Source organism: Bradyrhizobium sp. 187 (assembly GCF_023101005.1).
GTDB classification, from domain to species: Bacteria; Pseudomonadota; Alphaproteobacteria; order Rhizobiales; family Xanthobacteraceae; genus Bradyrhizobium; species Bradyrhizobium canariense_D.
The window spans coordinates 947277-967269 of the sequence record NZ_CP064693.1 but is presented as its reverse complement, the minus strand read 5'-3'; the positions used below and the strand labels follow the sequence as shown (position 1 = coordinate 967269).

General features: G+C 64.9%; 16 protein-coding genes. 9 read left to right on the top strand and 7 right to left on the bottom strand.

What is annotated here, in order from left to right:
• Positions 1 to 93 precede the first annotated feature (93 nt).
• On the bottom strand, positions 94 to 1029 hold the full coding sequence (locus IVB19_RS04660; RefSeq protein ID WP_085350126.1) for a LysR family transcriptional regulator: 936 nt from the start codon (positions 1027 to 1029) through the stop codon (positions 94 to 96).
• Positions 1030 to 1146: 117 nt separating this feature from the next.
• Between IVB19_RS04660 and IVB19_RS04655 the strand changes: the two genes are divergently transcribed.
• From IVB19_RS04655 to IVB19_RS04640, 4 genes are all read left to right on the top strand, one after another.
• Entirely contained in the window at positions 1147 to 1899 is a 753-nt protein-coding gene (locus IVB19_RS04655) for an SDR family NAD(P)-dependent oxidoreductase (RefSeq protein ID WP_018453408.1), read from the top strand.
• A gap of 36 nt (positions 1900 to 1935) precedes the next feature.
• Positions 1936 to 2634 (top strand): pirin family protein, encoded by a 699-nt coding sequence (locus IVB19_RS04650; RefSeq protein WP_018453407.1) that lies wholly within the window; start codon positions 1936 to 1938, stop codon positions 2632 to 2634.
• Positions 2635 to 2769: 135 nt separating this feature from the next.
• Positions 2770 to 3369, top strand: coding sequence for an NAD(P)H:quinone oxidoreductase (gene wrbA, locus IVB19_RS04645; protein ID WP_247821050.1), 600 nt, complete (start codon positions 2770 to 2772; stop codon positions 3367 to 3369).
• A 31-nt stretch (positions 3370 to 3400) separates the two neighbouring features.
• Positions 3401 to 3628 carry a hypothetical protein gene (locus IVB19_RS04640; RefSeq protein WP_157642889.1) on the top strand — a complete coding sequence of 76 codons (228 nt, stop codon included), beginning with the start codon at positions 3401 to 3403 and terminating at the stop codon, positions 3626 to 3628.
• 3 nt (positions 3629 to 3631) lie between these two features.
• On the opposite strand, the gene IVB19_RS04635 is transcribed toward IVB19_RS04640, so the two are convergent.
• The 4 genes from IVB19_RS04635 to IVB19_RS04620 all read right to left on the bottom strand — a co-directional run bounded on the left by IVB19_RS04635 (position 3632) and on the right by IVB19_RS04620 (position 8312).
• Positions 3632 to 4516 (bottom strand): protein-L-isoaspartate O-methyltransferase family protein, encoded by an 885-nt coding sequence (locus tag IVB19_RS04635; protein WP_085350128.1) that lies wholly within the window; start codon positions 4514 to 4516, stop codon positions 3632 to 3634.
• Between the two features lie 75 nt (positions 4517 to 4591).
• Positions 4592 to 5737 (bottom strand): GNAT family N-acetyltransferase, encoded by a 1146-nt coding sequence (locus IVB19_RS04630; RefSeq protein ID WP_247299339.1) that lies wholly within the window; start codon positions 5735 to 5737, stop codon positions 4592 to 4594.
• A gap of 65 nt (positions 5738 to 5802) precedes the next feature.
• Complete coding sequence (locus IVB19_RS04625; RefSeq protein ID WP_018453403.1) at positions 5803 to 7203, bottom strand: O-antigen ligase family protein; 1401 nt, start codon at positions 7201 to 7203, stop codon at positions 5803 to 5805.
• A 41-nt stretch (positions 7204 to 7244) separates the two neighbouring features.
• On the bottom strand, positions 7245 to 8312 hold the full coding sequence (locus IVB19_RS04620; protein ID WP_018453402.1) for a glycosyltransferase: 1068 nt from the start codon (positions 8310 to 8312) through the stop codon (positions 7245 to 7247).
• A 246-nt stretch (positions 8313 to 8558) separates the two neighbouring features.
• On the opposite strand from IVB19_RS04620, the gene IVB19_RS04615 reads away from it, so the two are divergent.
• Positions 8559 to 9545, top strand: a complete 987-nt coding sequence (locus IVB19_RS04615; RefSeq protein ID WP_018453401.1) for a glycosyltransferase — start codon at positions 8559 to 8561, stop codon at positions 9543 to 9545.
• A 15-nt stretch (positions 9546 to 9560) separates the two neighbouring features.
• On the opposite strand, the gene IVB19_RS04610 is transcribed toward IVB19_RS04615, so the two are convergent.
• Positions 9561 to 10589 carry a glycosyltransferase family 2 protein gene (locus IVB19_RS04610; RefSeq protein ID WP_018453400.1) on the bottom strand — a complete coding sequence of 343 codons (1029 nt, stop codon included), beginning with the start codon at positions 10587 to 10589 and terminating at the stop codon, positions 9561 to 9563.
• Positions 10590 to 10983: 394 nt separating this feature from the next.
• Here IVB19_RS04610 and IVB19_RS04605 point away from each other — a divergent pair, with 394 nt between their 5' ends.
• The 4 genes from IVB19_RS04605 to IVB19_RS04590 all read left to right on the top strand — a co-directional run bounded on the left by IVB19_RS04605 (position 10984) and on the right by IVB19_RS04590 (position 15872).
• Complete coding sequence (locus IVB19_RS04605; protein ID WP_018453399.1) at positions 10984 to 11784, top strand: class I SAM-dependent methyltransferase; 801 nt, start codon at positions 10984 to 10986, stop codon at positions 11782 to 11784.
• Between the two features lie 291 nt (positions 11785 to 12075).
• Positions 12076 to 14445 carry an exopolysaccharide transport family protein gene (locus IVB19_RS04600; RefSeq protein ID WP_018453398.1) on the top strand — a complete coding sequence of 790 codons (2370 nt, stop codon included), beginning with the start codon at positions 12076 to 12078 and terminating at the stop codon, positions 14443 to 14445.
• On the top strand, positions 14438 to 15247 hold the full coding sequence (locus tag IVB19_RS04595; RefSeq protein ID WP_018453397.1) for a WecB/TagA/CpsF family glycosyltransferase: 810 nt from the start codon (positions 14438 to 14440) through the stop codon (positions 15245 to 15247). The genes IVB19_RS04600 and IVB19_RS04595 overlap by 8 nt, the downstream gene beginning before the upstream one ends.
• A gap of 283 nt (positions 15248 to 15530) precedes the next feature.
• Positions 15531 to 15872, top strand: a complete 342-nt coding sequence (locus IVB19_RS04590) for a hypothetical protein (RefSeq protein WP_018453396.1) — start codon at positions 15531 to 15533, stop codon at positions 15870 to 15872.
• Here IVB19_RS04590 and IVB19_RS04585 read toward each other — a convergent pair.
• Positions 15846 to 19961, bottom strand: coding sequence for a sensor domain-containing phosphodiesterase (locus IVB19_RS04585; RefSeq protein ID WP_247821049.1), 4116 nt, complete (start codon positions 19959 to 19961; stop codon positions 15846 to 15848). The two genes, IVB19_RS04590 and IVB19_RS04585, sit on opposite strands and share 27 nt — an antisense overlap.
• Positions 19962 to 19993 lie beyond the last annotated feature (32 nt).

Below are 19993 nucleotides of genomic sequence, written 5' to 3'. Positions count from 1 at the left end.
GAATACCTCCGCGGAGACATTCTGGATTGCTTCGTCGCTTCACTCCTCGCAATGATGGAGGTCGATGAAGCCGCTCGCTCTACGACGGCTTTTCTAAGACGGCTTTGCCTTTCCGCGCACTCGCCGCTTGCACGTCCCCGGCAGCTTCGCCGCGAGAAAATCACCGAGCGCCTCGACGCGCGCGGGGCGCGGGCCGCCAGGTGGCGTCACCAGATGCACGGCGCCTTCGACCTGCTTCCAGTCCTTCAGGATCACTTCGACCTCGCCGGAGGAGATGGCGTCACCGACGATGAATTCCGGAAGGTCGGCGATGCCGAGGCCGGCGATCAGCGCCGGCATCACCGCTTCGCCGTTGTTGACGCGGAGCTGTCCGCCCGGACGTACGCTGGCCTGCTCGCCGGCCGAGTTGGTGTAGTGCCAGACGTTGGGCGTGGAGAGATAGGCGTAGCTGAAGCATTTGTGCTCGGCCAGATGCATCGGATGCGTCGGCCGCCCGTGTTGCTCGAGATATGACGGCGCGGCCACCGTGAAACGCGGCATGGTGAAGAGCCGGCGGGCGATCAGCGAGGAATCCGGCAGCCGCGCGATCCGCACCGCCATGTCGAAGCCCTCGCCAATCAAATCGATGGTCGCATCGCTCAAGTGCAGATCGACCGAGACCTCCGGATACGCCTCGAAGAACTCCGGCAGCAGCGGCGCCACCGCCTTGATCCCGAATGTCATGGGCACGGCGAGCCGCACGAGGCCGCGCGGTGCGACCGATTGCGCCAGCGCCTCGTTCTCCGCCGCCTCGCCGTCGGACAGCAGGCGCGTCGCACGCTCGGCGAGCTTATGCCCGGCATCGGTCAGCGCGAGCCGGCGTGAGGTGCGGTTGAACAGCCGGGCGCCGAGCCGCTCTTCGAGGCGCGTGACCGCCTTGGACACCGTTGCCTTGGACATCGCGAGCTCACCAGCGGCCCCCGCAAACGACCGTAATTCCACGACTTTTGCGAAAATCGCGAGCGCCTCGAAATCGGGGAGTTTGGCCATGAAAGCGGATCCAATTGGGATGTTTAAGGAAACAATGTGTTTCGACAGTTTCTATTTCTATACCACAAACAGAGGCTTATCCAAGGGTCATCAGAAATTCAGGAATGGAGAAATCCAATGACCAAGAAGCTCTCAGGCAAGGTTGCCCTCGTCACTGGTGGCTCGCGCGGTATCGGCGCGGCCTCTGCTCGCGCCCTCGCCGATGAAGGCGCGGATGTCGCGATCAGCTACGTTGCCTCTCCCGAAAAGGCGGAAGCCGTCGTCACCGAGTTGAAGGCCCGAGGCGTCAATGCCCGCGCCTTCAAGGCGGACCAGGCCTCGGCCAAGGACGTGACGCAGCTCGTCAACGACGTCGCGAAGGAGTTCGGCCATCTCGACATCCTCGTCAACAATGCCGGCGTCGCGAGCGGCGGTGCGATCGATGACGCCAATGCCGACACCGAAGCGCTCGCCCGCCAGGATGCCATCAACGTGCATGGCGTGATCGCTGCGATCCGCGCCGCTTCGCAATTGATGGGCGAAGGCGGCCGCATCGTCACCGTCGGCTCGATGCTCGCCGATCGCGCCTCGTTCCCGGGTCTTGCGGACTACGTCGCCACCAAGGCCGCCGTGGTCGGTTACACCAAGGGCGCAGCGCGCGACCTCGGCCCACGCGGCATCACCGTGAATGTGGTGCAGCCCGGCTCGATCGACACTGACATGAACCCGAAGGACGGCGGCGAGTTCGCCGAGACCCAGCGCAAGCAGCACGCGTTGCAGCGCTTCGGCCGCCCCGAGGAAGTCGCGGCTGGCGTCGTGTTCCTCGCAAGTCCGGAAGCCTCCTTCGTCACCGGCACGGTGCTCAACGTCGACGGCGGTTTTGGCGCCTGATCAAGGCGCCATCCGCCAAAACAAGGAATTACGCAGATGATCGAACTCAGACCCTTCGCAAAGCTCGGCGGCGCCGATCACGGCTGGCTCAATGCCAAGCATCATTTCTCCTTCGCAAGCCATTACGACCCCGACAACATGGGTCACGGCGCCTTGCGGGTCTGGAACGACGACGAGATCGCGCCGAACACCGGCTTTCCCGCCCATCCCCACGCCAACATGGAAATCATCACCTATGTGCGCGAGGGCGCGATCACCCATCAGGACAGCCTCGGCAACGAAGGCCGCACCGAAGCGGGCGACGTGCAGGTGATGAGCGCCGGCAGCGGCATCCGCCACTCCGAGTACAATCTCGAGTCGACCAAGACACGCATCTTCCAGATCTGGATCGAGCCGACCGCGCGCGGCGGGCAGCCGACCTGGGGCTCGAAGCCGTTTCCGAAAGGAGACCGCTCGGGCAAGCTCGTCACCATCGCGAGCGGCTTCGAGCATGACACGGACGCGCTGCCGATCCGCGCCGATGCGCGGGTGCTCGCCACCACGCTGAAGGCCGGTGAGAGCGCCGAGTACGTGCCGCACAAGTCGCGGCACCTTTATCTGGTGCCCGCGGCGGGGTCAGTCCAAATTAACGGCGTGCGCGTCAACGCCCGCGACGGCGCCGCGATCCGCGACGAGGACAGGCTGAAAATCACGGCACTCGAAGATTCCGAGATCGTGCTCGTCGACGCGGCGTAACGGCTCTCTCTGTCATGGCCGGGCTTGTCCCGGCCATCCACGCCCCGCGACGAGCGAACAAGAACGTGGATGCCCGGGACGAGCCCGGGCATGACGACCCAAAAAAAGCACTCACTCAATCCCATCGGAGACATCATGACCAAAGTTCTCGTCCTGTATTATTCCGCCTATGGCCACATCGAAACGATGGCCAATGCCGTTGCCGAAGGCGCGCGCGAAGCCGGTGCCACCGTCGACATCAAGCGCGTACCCGAGCTGGTGCCGGCCGAGGTCGCCAAGGCGTCCTATTACAAGCTCGACCAGGCCGCCCCCGTCGCCACGATCGACGACCTCGCCAATTACGACGCGATCATTGTCGGCACCGGCACCCGCTTCGGCCGCATGGCCTCGCAGATGGCGAACTTCCTCGACCAGGCCGGCGGTCTCTGGGCCAAGGGCGCGCTGCACGGCAAAGTCGGCCGCGCCTTCACGGCGACCGCGACCCAGCATGGTGGTCAGGAGACGACGCTGTTCTCGATCATCACCAACCTGTTGCATTTCGGCATGGTCGTGGTCGGCCTGAATTACGGCTTTGCCGGCCAGATGAAGCTCGACGAGGTCACCGGCGGCGCGCCTTACGGCGCCACCACGATCACCGGAGGCGACGGCAGCCGGCAGCCCAGCGCCAACGAGCTCGCCGGCGCACGCTATCAGGGCCGCCAGATCGCGGAGACAGCCAGGAAGCTGCACGGCTGAGCGCGGTTAAGCTTTACGTCCGAACCACTGCATGGCAGGTGCGATCTGGGCGGCATTCTCTTCTGGAGATGCCGCCCCATCTCTGTGGCCAGGATATTTCACCAAAAGCGATACGAATGGCTTTCGAACTCTTGTTGATCGCGCAGATGATCCGCAGGCCCGCTCAGGCGCTGGCGCGGCGCTGGTATTGCCGGAGCCTGTTCAAGGCCTCACGCGGCCGCTTTCACTGTGCCGGCTGCGCGAAGTCATGATGCTCTAGCCACTAGGCCTGCGTGATGTCCGCGTTGGGCTTAATGGGCGCAGTCGCGACAGGCGCCGGCGCTGTCGACAGCCACCAGCCCTCACCGGCGAACCAGCAGGTCTCGTCGGGAGCGCCCTCTCTCCGCAACGACTGCACGCCCTCCCACCCCCTTGCGAACGCCTCGGCCAGTCGCCGGGCGGCATCCGCGTTCTGCAATCCCGCGCAGCCGATGAATTGGGCACGCCCGAGGAATTTGGCGGGCCAGACCGCCCCCTCGTCGGGGCGCGTGATCATCAACATGCCGCCGATCATGCCTTCGGGCGCGAGTGGAAACACCAGCCGCCCACCGGGCAGCAAGGCATCGAGCCATTCGGTGGCCGGCTGCGCCGCACCCGCGCAGACATAGATCACGTCGGCTTTGGGAAGATCGGACGCGATGCCCGATCGATCCCGCACGTCCGTATGGGCGATGTCCTTCAGATTCTCGCGCGCGAGGCCTGCCAGACGTTCGTCGATCTCGTAGGCATGGACGCGGCCGCCGGGGCCGACGAGATGCGCGAGGATTGCGGTGTAATAGCCGCTCCCCGCGCCGATCTGGATCACAGTCTCGCCTTCCTTCACCGCGCAACCGCTGAGCCAATAGGCGTGCGCGCCGGGCATCCCGATATTGAGACCCCGCGCGCTGTCGAGCGCGAGCAGCGTGTTCTGATAGAGGAAAGCGGGATCATCATCGGGTGTGACAACATAGGGGTGGCCGCCAACCGAGATCGACCACGGCCCGGGTCCGGCGAACGTCTCGCGCCTGACGGTGCGAAACGCTTCTTCGATACGGGGGTCCGCGGCCCTCGCCGCGGCGCTGATCAACTGTGCATAGAATGCGCGATATTTTGCCGAACGATCTTCCATGTCGCCTCCGGGAAACAGGCGACGATAACACAACGATTGCGATAATCGAGTGACCCTACAATCCAGGGCGGCGCGTCAGCGCGTCCTCTTGCCCATCGCCTGCGCCGCAAAGGCGGCAAGCCTGGGGTGACGACGCAGGCCCTGCGCGGCGTGGTCGCGCCACGCGAAGGGCATGCCGCGCCAGGACAGCGCGACGCTGACATCCGTCAGCGGCACCGGCTCGGCGCCGAAGCGGCGCTTGTAGTCCTGGTTGCCGATGCTGAGGTCGAAACGGCGCACGCCTTCCGCATGCAGCGCCGCCATAGTGCGCTCGGTCACGAGCAGCCCCGGCGAGCAGTTCGACCAGGAATCGCCGGTGTGGCTGATGCGCAGCAGGAAATAGGTCTCACCGAACCTGACGCCGAGCGCGGTGGCGACAATGGCCTCGTCGCAAACCAGCGCCGAGATGACGGCATAACCGTTCGCGACGCCCCGACGCGCGACCTCGCGATAGAACTGCGCATGGGTTTCGTCGTTGAGGACGAAGCGCGAGCCGAGCTTTCGCATGCGCGCCTGCTGCTGGGCATCCATCACGTCCAGCAGCTCGCGCGCACGCGCGACATCGGTGGCGATCTCGAATCGCGCGCCGGCGTGACGGTTGAAGACGCGCCAGCAGCGTGGCATCTGCATGCGCTTGATCGAGGCCTGGTAATCTTCATAGTCGTCGCCGGTCAGCACGAGGTTGCCGTTGAGCGAGCAGGACCCGATCCGGCCGAGCGACACCAGCGGGTTCGGGTTGCCGCCGATCTGGGCCGGCATCTTCTTCAGGCGCAGCAAATCGAAGCGGTCCGGCAATGCGCGCAATGCGTCGATCAGCGCCGTGCCGATCGCATCCGCCGCCGCCGCGTCCAACGCGGCATCGAGCGCCAGGATCGGCGCGTTGTTGTCGGAAACGCCGAGATCGGCGAATTCGACGATGCGGATGCCGCGCCTGAGATGGCTGATCATCGGCACGATTGCGATGTCCCTGCCGGTCGTGGCATCGGAGATCAATGCAATCAGCGGCGAGAGATCGTGGAACGCCTCGTACCAGGCGCCGAGCCAGTAGCCATGCTGGAATGCAGTGCGATGGCCTGCGTTCAGGCGCGATGCGGCCCGCGGCCAATCACGCACGAAATCGACCGCGATTGCCGACGCGCTGGACACAAGACCATCTGGTTGCTCGACGCTGAGGATCGTCATCCGCGGGACATACGATTACTGGGCGTTTCCAGATAGATTATGTTTTGTCGCGGCCACAAGTGAGCTCACAGCTTATCGTTAAGCCGATGCCATTGCGGCGGCACCGGCTGCGACAAGTCGTCCGGTTCCATTTCCGCGACGCATTGGAACCTGGCCAGGAAGTGCAGGCCGGCCACGGCAACAGTGAACATGAACCAGATCGGATTTTGCCGTTCGAGCAAGAAGGTCTCGGTGGCCCCGTAATACAGGCCGAACAGCCATACGGTCAGGAACAGCTTTGCCAACGCACCGCTGCGGTTGTGAGTTCGGGCCGTCTGGAAATTGCCGAGCGGCGCGAGCACGAAGACGAGGATCACCAGCAACAGCCCCGGCAGGCCGATGGTGACCGCGAGGTCGAGATAGCTGTTGTGGCTGTGCGCCGCGCTCGTCGCCCATTCGGCGCCCTGGGCGGTCTGCCGCGCGGTCACGTCGTCCCAGAACGCGGCGTAGCCGTGACCGATGATCGGCTTCTCCGCGACAGCTGCGAGCGCGAACTCCCAGATGGCGGAACGGCCGGTGAAGGTGGGATCGAGCGGAAGCAGCCGCGTCATCGCTCCGAGCGCCGGGCTCATGACGCTGCCGACCGTCAGCAGGTTCATCGCGATCAGCGGCACGAAGCAGATGATCCGCTTCAGCCACAGGCCCGGCGTCACGCAGACCAGCGAGGCGAGCGCATAAATCGCAAGGCACAGTACCGACGACGTCTTGCCGCCGGTGAAGATCAGGAAGATTCCAGCCAGCGCGGCGATGGCCGGCCCCATCAAGAACGAACCAATGGCAGACAGGTAAATGCCGACATAAATCAGGATGGTCATCACCGGCGAAGCGATGTTCTTGTGACCAAAGCTGCCGCGCCAGTCGCCGGCCAACTGCGGCTCGGTGACGTCGAGTGCGGTGTGGATCGAGTATTGCGGCGCCACGAAGACGCCGAGATAGCAGAGCGCAAGCAGTACGAGGGCGGCGCCGCCGAGGCACAGGTTGAAGCTGCGCTGCGTCGGCGGCAGCAACGGCAACAGCACCGCGAGCGACATCACGCTGGCTGCGAGCATGAAGCGCTGCATCGAGACTCCGCGATTCTCGGAGAAGACGATGCTGATCAACAGCCAGCCGACCAGGCAGAGATGCAGCGGCGTCACCAGCGTCTTAAGCGCGGGCGCATCCGTTGCGGCGACCAACAGGACTGCGAGCGCGGCCAGCAGGCCCCAGGCGACATAAGTGAGCGCCATTCGTCCGCCGACGACGGTGGTGACATCCTCGCTGCGCAGGTCGGGAAACGGATCGAGCGTCACCAGCACGAGGAGCAGCGCTGCGACTGCGACGAGGCAGCGCGCCGCCCGCACGGCGTCGACCCCTGCAAGCCCATCGCGCAGGACGCCGCCGAACGATCGGGCCTCGACGTCGGTCATGTCAATGGCGCTGCGATCCATGGCTCAAGGCTGGTGGTGAAGCCCGGGGGAAGCTCGAAGTCTTAGCCGATCCCTGTTAAGCATCCGTCAACCAGTCCAGCGGGGCGCTGCGGCACCGCCTGCTGCCGCACGATGCTCCGCGCGATCTCGTAATATTGAAGCGCGCGCTGTTCCAGCGTCAGGTTGTCCAGCACGAAACCGCGGGGATCGAACGTATCGGCGGCGCACCCGGCCCAGAAATCATCCCAGCCCGCCTCAAACCCGGCGATGTCGACGAACTTGGCGCCGCAACGATCGTCCCAGTACGGCACCGACGACACCGGCGCGAATTGGACCCGATGCGGATAGTAGTCGGGGTCTCGCCACGGCCCGCCTGGATCCCAGGCCAGCACCGGCACGCCGCAAGACAATGCCTGCTGATAGGCGATGCCCTGGCTCTCGTTCTGGCAGAGGAAGATCATCGCACGCGATTGCGCGAGCGCGGCCCGATAGTCTTCTTCCTTGTAGCTGCCGTAACGCAGCTCGGCGAACGAGCGGCCTTCCCTCGTGAGCCGGGCGCGGACGGGTTCGATCAGCTCCGCCGCGTAGCGATCGCGGTCCCAGTGCACCTTGTCGTAGATCAGGACGTCGACGCTCTTCTGCGACGTCGCCGGCGGTGCCCAGAGATCCGTGTCGATGCCGATCGGCCAGGCCTCCGTGTCGGGCCAATGCGGCCGATACATGTCGGCGTACCACGGGCCGGGCACCACGACCTTCTTCACCGGCAGGCGCTTGAACAGGTCGGGATCGTCGAGCGGATGATTGTGGGCGGCGACGCCGAGCAGGATCGGATTTTTCCAGGCGAACTTGTCGAGCAAGAAGGTGCGGCCGATGATGCAGGCGAGTTCGCCCGGATGCCGCGCGATGTAGCCATAGTCGTTGACGCGATAGCGGATACCGAGCCGATCGAGCCCCGCACAGAGATTGAGGAACACGCGCAGCTGCCCGCTCATGCGCGGCTCGCCAAGCAGCATGCGACGCGCCATGCGCCGCAGATGCCGGTCGCCGGGAAACCAGCGATCATCCTTGTCCTCGTAGAACAGGTTGAGGACCATATCGTCGGGATCGTAGTCGAATGTCTTTGCGGGCACTGGTGTCCATCCGCGGCGGCCTGATGCGCATTCTCGCATGGGACCGGCTGTCGCACTCTTCCTAATTTGCCACAGGCTTAATGCCGGCGGCTTAACGCTAATTGACGAAACCAACGCTGCGGCAGCCTTCGTGGCGACGCTTTTTTCCCGATGCGAGTATCATCGAGGGCGGCCAGGGTTGCGATCGATCGCATTGCCAAGCGCAGATGCGCCCTGGTTAACAGACCGTTAAAGGCGAGCCGTATCTTGATCACCGCGGAAGACATTCTCGAATTGCCTGCCACATCGCGCGTCGTTCCAGCGGCGCGCGTCCCGCTGCAGGTCGGCTCAACCACGTCGGTGTCCGTCGTCATTCCGGCCAAGAATGTTGCGGCTTATGTCGGCGAAACCCTCGCCAGCGCACTGGCACAAACCGAGGTCACCGAAGTGATCGTCGTGGACGACGGCTCGACCGACGATACCCCCGCCATCGTCCGCGCCATTCGTGACCCTCGACTGCGCCTGATGACCAACGGCGCCGCCGGCGTATCGGCAGCGCGCAATCTCGGCGCGCAGCATGCGAACGGCCAATGGCTGCTCTTCCTCGATGCCGACGATCGCCTGCGGCCCGGCGCGGTCGCGGCGCTGCTGGCGGCTGCGCGTGGCGCGCCGCGAGCGGTTCTGGTCTACGGCGACTACAATACGATCGACAGCGAGGGACGGCAGATCGGCCGTCGGGATCTGCTCAAGGGCCGCCGCAAACCGTCCGGCGACGTGCTGGCGCGGCTCGCCGCCGGCAACTTCATCGTCAATGGCGGCATTGCGCTCGCACGTGCAGAGGCCTTCCGCGCCATCGGCGGGTTCGACGTCTCGCTCAGATATTGCGAGGACTGGCACTGCTGGTGCCGCCTTGCCGCGATCGGCGAATTCGAATTTGCGCCGAACCTTCTGCTCGACTACCGCCTTCACACGGCCAACACCATGAACGCGGCGGTGCGGACGCCACAGGATTTCTTTCCGGCGATCGCGCGGGTGTTCGACGACGGGCTGATCATGGCGCGATTGCCCGCGGGCATGGCGGCCGGGCTGCGCCAGGCCGCCGAGGTTCATCTCGTCACGTATTCGGCAATGCAAGCGGTCCGCTTCGGTAGATATCGCCAGGCCTTCGCCTATCTCGGGATAGTCGGGCGCCGCTCGCTCAAATCGCTGCCGCGTTCCGCGGTCAGGGTCGCCCTCGCCTGCTTCGGTATTTAGCCCGCCGCCTCGGCGTCAGGACACGATCTTCGAGGCCTCATAGGGCTTCGGCTCGATGCCGAACGCGGCGAGCGCCGAGCCGAGCGCGACCATCACGGGATGCATCGCGACGACGGCTTTCGACGATTTCAGCAGAGCGGCCGCGCGCAACAGCGACAGCGGCAACCTCCCGAGCATCTGCGCAAACACCCACACTCGCGCCGCAGCGCCCTGCGCGGCCTTGGACTGCACACGATAATTGATCGCGCCGATGCGCAGGCCTCGCTTCACGATCCAGCCGAAACTGGTGCGGCTTTGCGGCACGGTCTCGGTGATGACTGCTTCCGCCGTCCAGTGGAAGGTCATGCCGGCGTCGCGGCAGCGCACGAAGAAATCGCAGTCGCCGCCCCCGAGGAAGTTGAAGCGCGGGTCGAAGGCGGGACGGGCAAAGCTCTCGAACGCCGCACGCGTGATCAGGCAATTGCCGCAGCCGTAGATCAAGGGCACAGCGCCGCTGTAATCATAGGCGGGACAGAAAACGGGGTGGCGCGAAAGCCAGGGCATGCGGTGGTCCTCGAAGACCGGCAGCACCGGCCCGCCGACCACATCGGCGCCGGTCGCCTCCGCGGTGCGGACCATCAGCTCGAGCCAATCGGGCGAGGCAATCTCGTCGTCGTCGATCATCAGGAACCGGGTCGCGGCGGGAAACAGCGCCAGCGCCGTCTCGAAGGCGGCGTTGATCGCCTGGACGTTGCCTTGCCGTTTCTCGACCAGGCAGACACCCTGAAGTCTGCCATCGGCGAGATACTCCGCGGCCACCGGCGCGCTTTCGCGCCGGACCGCATCGTTCTCGGCCATGACGACGGCGAAAGAGCGCGGGGTGCGCTGGCTGGCGAGCGAGTCCAGTGTCAACCGCAGATGCTGCGGGCGGCGGAAGCAGGGGATGCAGACGACGATACCAACCGACAGGTCGATGATCCGGGAGCTGGCCGCGATCTCCCGGTTGGGATCGCGCACGGCATGCGAGATACGCGTGGCGGACAGGTCTGTCGGGATCAATGTCATGACGTTCTAGATGTCCGAGATAGATTGAAAAAGCCCTGCTTCGATCCCGGGATCAGCGCCGTCCCGCGACGGCACATCGCCCCGGGACGGATGCGTCCCAAAATGAACGGCCGGTTTGAGCCTGACGACGGCGCCAAGGCCGCCGATGTTCCGCCATCCATGCACTTAACCGCTTTCGGGTGTTTCTGCCGCGAAACCTTGCACGCGTGATACTGCAATTCGCGGTCCACCGTGCCGACGGCGGCTGGCGCGGAGGATGCCGTAGTTAACGCACATGCTCATTAACCCCATCGTAAGCACCGCGGCGGGTGAAGCGTCGCGGCATCGGATTTGCTCTACGGGCACACGAGATTTTTCCTGTAAATTTAAGTCGAACAAGCGCGGTCCGAAAAAAATGAACAAGCCAGCCACGATCGATTTCGCGACAACCACGGCGGTCCAAATTCCCGCGGCCATTGCACACACTCAGGCGCTGCACGATCTCGTCCCCGGTGAAGCCCGCGACAGCCTGCTCGCCGTTCACGACGTACTGCGCCGCGAACTGCCACGGGGCCAGCTCGCCACCTACGAAGCCGGAGGCGGCTCGTGCAGCGTCCTGCCACCGGAATTGCTGAACCGCAGCAAGGTCACCGTCGTCGACATCGACGAGGACCAGGTTCGCAACAACAGCTACGCGGACGAAGCGATCCTCGGCGACGTCCAGACCTACCGCTTCGGGCGCGAGACCTTCGATCTGGTGATCTGCTACAACGTGATCGAACATCTTCCCAAGGTCGACGCCGCACTCTTGAATTTCCGCGATGCGCTCAAGCGCGGCGGGATGATTCTGATCGGCGCGCCCAATCCGCGCTCATTGTCCGGGGTCGTCACCAAATACTCGCCGCACTGGTTCCACGTCTGGTTCTACCGGCACATTCGAGGCATCAAGGATGCCGGCCTGCCGGGCGAGCCGCCGTTCCCGACCTTCTTCCATCCCCTGGTGTCGCTGCCGAGGCTCGAAGCGTTCGCCGCCGCCAGTGGCCTCGAGATGATCTACCGCCGTGAGGTCGAGAGCCCGCGCTATCCCGAGATGCGCCGGCGCAAGCCGCTGTTCGCAGCCCTGGTCGACGCCGGCGCCGCCGTTCTCAACGCCGTGCTCCCGCGCGGGACCGACGTCCGCCGCGGCGATTATCACGTCATCCTGCGGAAAAGCTGACGGCCATGGTGCGCGCGCGGCCGATCGCAAGACCAGCGAAGCCTCGCGGCCACGCCGCACGGGGTAACGAACCGTTAATCTCTGAAGGACCGCGCCATCGCACGCGTCACGACGACGCGTCGAAGAGAGGCACGCGCTTAAACGCTTTGTTTGCCATTTCGGTGAATAGTCCCTCAATGAGTATGGTTAATTTCCCCTGTTGCGTTGAGTGGGCACCTATATCTGAGGTGCGTGGCGTAGAGCGAAGAGTACCCCCTCAGCTCGCGGCACTTGGAATGAAAGCTGGGGATCATGCTTGACTATAACCAGCCGATAGATCGGGCCAGACCGGAGGCCCCGCAGCACCGGCCTCAGGCCGGCTTCAACGTGCTGGAGCTGGTCAATCTGCTCTGGCGGCGGAAGATCGCGATTGCCGTTGCCGCGCTGCTCGGTGCGACGCTTGCCGTCACCGTGGGCAAGAGCCTGACGCCCCGCTACACCGCCACCGCCCAGCTCTATGTCGACCCGCGCGAGCTTCAGCTCGTCGACCGCGAGCTAACGCCCCGCGCGCAGGACGTCTCCGGCATGTCGATGGTGGTCGAGAGCCAGGCGCGCCTGATCACCTCCAACAGCGTGCTGCTCCAGGTGATCCAGCAGGCTGATCTGGACAAGGATCCCGAATTCGGCGGCGGCGCCGACGGCAAAGGCGTGATGTCGTCGCTGCTCGGCCTGATCGGCCTTCAGCCCCACGCGCCCTCCGCCGCGGAGAAAAAGGAAGTGCAGCTCGCCGCCCTCGAGGCGCTGAACCGGCACATCACGATCCGCAAGACCGAGAAGAGCTTCATCGTCGATATCGAAGTCTGGTCGACCGATCCGGCGAAAGCGGCAATGCTCGCCAACACGCTGACCAGCGCCTACCTCGCGGAGTCCCGCAACTCGCAGGCGTCAGCCGCGCGGCGCGCCACCAACGATCTCTCCGGCCGCCTGAAGGAACTGCGCGAGCGGCTGCGCAACGCCGAGACCGTGCTCGCGACCTACAAGGCCCAGAACAATTTCGTCGGCACCCAGGACGCGCTGATCAGCGACCAGCAGCTTTCCGCCAGCAACCAGCGGCTTTCCGCCGCCCGCGCCGCGACGATGGACGCGCAGGCGCGCCTCGACCAGATCGAGGCGAGCCGGCGCACGACGGCAGATGCAGGCGCGAACTCCGAGGCGCTGCAATCGCCAACCATCGCCAACCTGCGCGCGCAATATGCCGACGCGCGCAAGAAATATGCGGAGCAGGCCGGCGAACTCGGCCCGCGTCATCCAGCGCTGCGCCAGACCGAAAAGCAGGTCGAGGATCTCAAGCGCACCATCAACGAAGAGATCGACCGCTTCGCCCAGTCCGCCAAGAACGATTTGACGCGCGCCCGCGACTTTGAAGCCTCGCTCAGCCGGGCGCTGGAGGCGCAGAAGCGGCAGAGCGTCCAGCTCAGCCAGGCCGCCGTGCGCCTGCGCGAACTCGAGCGCGAAGCCGATGCCAGCCGTGACGTCTATCAATCCTTCCTCAAGCGCTCGCGCGAGACCGAGGAGCAGGAGACGCTGAACACCTCGGCGGCCCGAATCATCGGCGAAGCGACGGTGCCGCAGCGGCGCTCGTTCCCGCCGGCGATGAGCCTGTTCGCCATGATCGGCTTCATCTTCGGCGCAATCGCTGCATCGAGCTGGTTCGTCGCGGCAGAGCTGCTGGTGGCCGGTGCGTTCGCACCGGCGCCGGCCCGTCCCAATCGCACTCCGTTGCCGCAAGCTCCGCGAGCTCCAGAGCCTTCGCGGGCGCCGGAGACTGCCCGGTCCCAGCCGGTCTCGCGAGCCCCGGAAGTCGCGGAGGCACTGCCGGAACTCGCCGCCCCGCCGCTGCAACCTTCGATGGTCGAGAAGCCCCTGATCGAAAAGCCGCTGATCGCGCGCCTCCAGGAGGCCGACGTCATCCACACGCTCGGTGCCATTCTCGCCACCGGCGGCGGCATCGACCTCACCCGGCTCGGCTGGCCAACGCTGCGCCCCTGCTTTCCACTGACGACGCTGCTCAACGCCTGGCGCGACATGCGCGCTACGGCGGCCCGGCGCGCCGGCGGAAAGACAATGCCGGTCATCGCGCTCGTCGGTGCCGGTGAGACCACCGGGCGCAGCGTGACCGCGCTGAATTTCGCGCTCGCGGCCGCGCGCGACGGCGCCCGGGTCCTGATGATCGATGCCGACCATCAGGCGCACCCGCTCTCGAACAAGGTCAGCCGTCCCGTCAAGAGCGAGCCCAGCAAGGTCGGATGGCTTTCGATCGGCAGCAAGGCCGCGCGCGAGATCAAGACACTCAACGGCATCTCGATATTGCCGGCCGCCGAACGCGACGCCGGCAAGGCCACTGACGCCATCCGCAAGGCCATCGAGCAGGCGCGCTCCGCCGGCGGCTATGACCTTGTGATCCTTGACGGCCCCGCGGCGCCACTCACGGCCGGCAGCCGTAAGCTGCTCGATGATGCCGACGCGCTGGTGGCGGTGCTGCCGACCAGCCTCGACATCAACGACGGCCTGGAGGAGATCTTGAGCACACTCGGCCGCGCGGAGCGCAAGCTCGTCGGCGTCGTGCTCGACGAACTCACCCCTATGGCCCAAGCTCGCCAACGAGGCAGACAATATGCTTGAGCGCCGCATCAATCTCGATGGCCGGGCCGCAACCGCCGACGTGCCGCGGATCACCATCGGCGGCCTTCGCATGGCCGCACTCGATCTGGAAGCGACCGCAAATTTCATGATCGAGGCGACCGATCCGCGCCATCGCATCGGCCGTCCGCTGCACCTGACCTCGGCCAATGGCGAGGTGCTGGCGCGGTGCTCGACCGAACCCGAGACCGAGCGCCTGTTCCGCAGCGCTGACCTGATCAACGCCGATGGCCAGCCGCTGGTGGCGGCGTCCAGGCTACAATCCTGGTTTCCGTTGCCCGAGCGGGTCGCCACGACGGACCTGTTTCACGTCGTCGCGCGCAAGGCTGAAGCGGTCGGCCGCACCTTCTACATGTTCGGCGCCAGCGAGGACGAGAACGCCCTTGCGGTCGAGAACGTCCGAAAGATGTATCCAAACCTCAAGATCGTTGGCTACAGCCACGGTTATCTCCGTGGCGACGCGCTGCGCGCGAAGGTCGACGAGATCAACGCGCTTGCGCCGGATTATCTCTGGGTTGCGCTGGGCGTGCCAAACGAGCAGGCGTTCGTCGAGGAATTCACCCCGCATCTCACCAATGTCGGCGTCATCAAGACATCCGGCGGCCTGTTCAACTTCTTGTCGGGAAGCCGCGCCCGCGCGCCGCGATGGATGCAGAAGATCGGGCTGGAATGGGCTTGGCGCACCTTGCTCGAGCCCCGCCGCCTGTTCTGGCGCTATTTAACCACCAACCCACGCGCAATCTATCTGCTGTTCAGCCGCCATCGGCCCTTTAATAATCGCTGAGTAGACGACGACATGATCGCCGCCGGTTGCCAGCCCCGCCTGCGCTATTTCAACGCCAGCGGCGCCGGTATTGCGCCTTGCGGGCCGGGCTCATAAGCGGCTAAAGAGACTGTCACAGTCGGTGTCGGCAACTTTCCCGGCCGCCGCGTGTTTTGTATGGCCGCCGACACAAGCGGCACAATCGGCTCAGCCAATTGCGCGAGCCAGCTTTTCACAGCGAAGGCCACGATCGAGTCCGCGCATCGGCCTGCTTTCAGGCGCGACCCAAGGGAGCACGGAACGAATGCATCAGGCCGCAAACCTGCAATTCGAGCGCATGATGGACGAGCTCGTCCTCTGGCAGGCCGTACCGGAGGGCGAACGATCGCCAGCGCCGGCCTGGTGGTGGGGTCCGGCAATGGCGGTGCTCGACGCGCACGAGCCGATGCCACACGCGTGGTGTTCTGAACTCGGTCTGAGCCACGACTCGAGCTTTGCCGAAGGCGCGCACGCCCTGCTCGCCCTGTTCGCCAAGCAAACCTCGCCGACCTGGCCGGATGATTTTCCGCGCAAGGCGGAAATCAAGGAAGACGACGCCCGCGAGCTGCACCCGCAGCCGTCAGACGACAGCGCTTTTCAACCGTAGCGCCGCGGCCGCGGTGGCGGCATGGTCCGGCTCCGGCTGGAGCGGCGGCGCGTAGGGCAGCTCCATGGGCTGCAGCAGCTCGGCCATCTGCCGCGCCGGCAGCGGCTTGGAGATCAGGAAGCCCTGCATCTCGTCGCAGCCATGGGCGCGCAGGAATGCCTCCTGTTCGGCATTCTCGACGCCTTCCGCCACCACGGTCATGCCGAGCGCCTTGCCCATGCTGATGATCGCCTGCGCGATCGCCTGGTCTTCCAAATCCTGCGGCAGGTCGCGCACGAAGGAGCGGTCGATCTTGATGGTGTCGATCGGGAAATGCTTCATCAGAGACATCGACGAATAGCCGGTGCCGAAATCGTCGATGGCGAGACGGATGCCGCGACTCTGGATGGCGTCGAGCACCTTGAGCGCGCGCCCGACGTTGCGCATCATCATGCTCTCGGTGACTTCGAGCTGGAGCAGCACCGGCGACATTCCACTTGCGGCGAGCGCCTCGTCGACGTCCTGCAAGAGATGCTCGTCGACAAACTGGCGCGGCGACAGGTTGACCGCCATCGATACCGGCAAAAGGCCGCGGCGCTGCCAGGCCATGGCTTGCGCGCAGGCCTCCTTCACCACCCAGCGGCCGATCGGCACGATCAATCCGGTCTCCTCCGCAAGCGGAATGAACTGCGCCGGCGAGATGCTGCCGAGATCGGGATGCCTCCAGCGCAGCAGGGCTTCCACGCCGGTGATCTGGCCGGTCTCCATGTCCACCTTGGGCTGGTAGTTCAAAGTGAACTGATTCCGCTCCAGCGCCCGGCGCAGCGCACTCTCCAACGACAGCCGCTCGATCGACTGCGTCTTCACTTCCTTGGAGAAGAAGCGATAGCCGTTCTTGCCATCTTCCTTGGCGAGATACATCGCCATGTCGGCGTTCTTTGTTAGCATCTGAACGTCGGAGCCGTTGGTCGGATACATCGCGATGCCGATCGAGGCCGTGGTGTGGCACTCGTGCCCCGCTAGCTCCATGGGCTCGGCAAGCGCCGTCAGCAGCCCGGTCGCGATGCGCTGGACGTCGTCGACCTCGCCGCATTGATCGAGGATCACTACGAACTCGTCGCCGCCGAGCCGCGCCACCACGTCGCTTGCGCGCAGGGCACCACGCAGCCGGTTGGCCACTTCGAGCAGGAGCAGGTCGCCGGCCTCGTGGCCCAGCGAATCATTGATGACCTTGAAACGATCGAGGTCGATGAACAGCACCGCAAAGCGCTGATCGTGGCGCTGCGCCTCGTCGATCGCCTCATGCAGCAACCCGTTGAAGGTCTCGCGGTTCGGCAGGTCGGTCAGGCTGTCGTGCGAAGCGAGGTATTCGATTCGCTCGTCGGCCTGGTTTTTCTCGTCGGCCCGGTCGAAATTCTCCATCGCGAAGGAGACGTTGTCGGCGAGGCGCTGCAACAGCTCGACGAACTCGGCCGTGAAGGTGCCGGGCTCGGTCGACATGTAGATCATGACGCCGACGGCCCGATCGTGTGCGACGAGGGGAAAAGCCGCGCCCGACCGCGCGCCGTCGTTGCGGACAATGGAATGAAAGGCGCGAACGCGATCGTCATTGAGATAGTCGTTGCTGATGCAGGGCTGGCGGGTGCGGAACGCCGTGCCGCTCATTCCGCGCCCCTCGGGGCGCCCGGGGTCGATTGATAGGCGGACATTGCGCGTGGTGTCAGACGACGGTCCGGCGCTCGACACGATCTCCAGCTGATCGCTATCGACCCTCGCCAGCGCAATGGTGGTCGAGGTGAACTTGGCGCCGTTCGATGCGGCGAGACAGACGAGGTCGAACAGTTCGGCGCGCGACTTCGCCCGCATGATCGCCTCGTTGGTCGCGCTCAGCGCCGCGAACATGCGAGCCAAACGCTCCGTCCGCGCCTCGTTGCGGGCCTTTTCCTCGGCGCGATCGAAATTATCGAGTGCAAATGACACGTTCTCGGCGAGGCGCCCGAGCAACTCGACCATATCGGGTGTGAACGTATTCTCTTCCGGCGCGAGGAAAAGCAGAATGCCGATCGGCTCCTGGCCGGCGCGCAGCAGCGGGAAGCTGGCAGCCGCTCGCGTTCCATCTTCGATCGCCTTAGAGTGCCAATGCGCCGCTCGGAGGTCGTGGAGATAGTCGTTGATGACGCTGGGCCCGCGGGTCCGCAGCGACATCCCTATGATTCCGCGACCCTCAGGATGGTCGGCGGAAACAAAGCAGGTGCGTCCCACCATCCGCTCCTGGAGGCGCCCCTTCACGGCGACCACGCGAACGAGTTCACGCTGGTCGTCCATAATGCCGATTGTCGCCGAGGCGAATACGCCGCCGAGCACGGCTGCCTGGCACGCCCCTTCGAACAGCTCCTCGCGCGTCTTGGCGCGCATGATTGCCTCGTTCGTCGCGCTCAGCGCCTCGAACATGCCGCTCAACCTGTCACGCTGCCTGTCGGCCTTCGCCTTCTCGTCGGCACGGTCGAAGTTCTCCAACGCGAAGGCGACATTGGCCTGGAGCTTGCGCAATAGCTCGACGAATTCGTCCGTGAAAGTGCCGCACTCGGGCGAATTGAACAGGAATACGCCTTCGACGCTGTCGCCGTTGAATAGCGGCATCGCGGTTGAGGACCTAATGCCATTGCGACGCGCGCTGGCGTGCCAAGGCTTGAGGCGGGCGTCTGCCAGGACGTCGTTGCTGATACAGGGCCGCCGCGTCCGGAACGCGGTGCCGGTCAGCCCTCGTCCTTCCGGCTCCTTGTCGCTGACCGACAGCCTGAAGGATCGCACTTCCTCGGCGTTCGGTCCGAAGGACGCAACAACACGAAGCAGTCCCGCATCGCGGTCAAGCAATGCAATGGAGGTCGAGGCGAACTTGGCGCCGTGCACCGTGGCTTCGCAAACCAGATCCAACAGTTCGCTGCGCGACCTTGCCCGCAGAATGGCTTCGTTCGTCGCGCTTAGCGCTGCGTACATACGCGCCAGCCGATCCTCCTCCAAGGCGATCTGGGCCTTCTCCTTGTCGCGGTCGAAGTTCTCGAGCGCAAAGCACACGTTTTCGGTCATGCGCAGCAACAATGCGACGATGCCTTCGTCTTTCGCCCAGGCTTTGCTCACGAAGAAAAACAGCACGCCGATGCTGGTGCCACGCTTGATCAAGGGAGCAGCCACGCAGGCGACGGCGCCGGCATTGACGTTGGCCTGCTCCCAGGTGGTCCCCTTGGTGCGATTGACGAGGTCGTCCTCGACGATCGCTTGCTGGGTCCGGAACACCTCGCCGGAGATGCCCTTGCCGTAGGGACTCTCCGGATCAATCGAGTAGCGCGACTGTCTGATCAGATCCAGATTATGTCCGGTCGCTGCCACCGGCGTCAGCCATTCGGAATCCGGCTCGTGCAGCAGAACGAAAGTGGCAAGCGATTTGCCGCTATAAACAGCGGCGTCGCAGACCCGCTGGTACAAGTCCAGCTCAGTGCTGGCTTGCAGAATTGCTTCGTTCGTCGCACTGAGCGCGCCGAACATGCGGTTGAGCCGCCGCACTGCCCGCTCGCCATCCAGGCGGGCTCCCTCGGTCGCGAAGCTCTCCAGCGCGTGAGAGATATTGGCCGACATCCGCTCGAACAACGAGACCATCGCCTCGTCGAGCGAGCCGGCGCCCGACCGCGTAACATACAACACCCCAATACTGCGTCCCATGCAGACCAGGGGTAGCGCCGCGGCCGCGCCGACACCCGCCGCCACCGCGCCGTTGCGCCATGCCAGCGAACGCGGATCGTTCAGGAAATCGTTGCTGATGCAGAGCTTCTGGCTGCGGAACGCCTCGCCGCCCACGCCCAAGCCTTCCGGCGTGCCAGCCTGCGTGGTGATCTCGATCGCGCTCAGCCGCGCCACGTCATCGCCGCGACCAGCGGCAAAGCGAAGCTTATGGCCATCCGGCTCCACAAGGAACACGGCCACGGCCATGAAGTCTCCACTCGCAAACCCGGCGTCGCAGACCTTCTGGTACAGCTCATCCGGCGATTTCGCGTAGAGGATCGCTTCGTTGATGGCGCTCAACGCCGCAAAGGTGCGCGCGAGTGTCGTCGGCACGATCTCAGCTCCCGGGCATTTCTGCCTTTTTT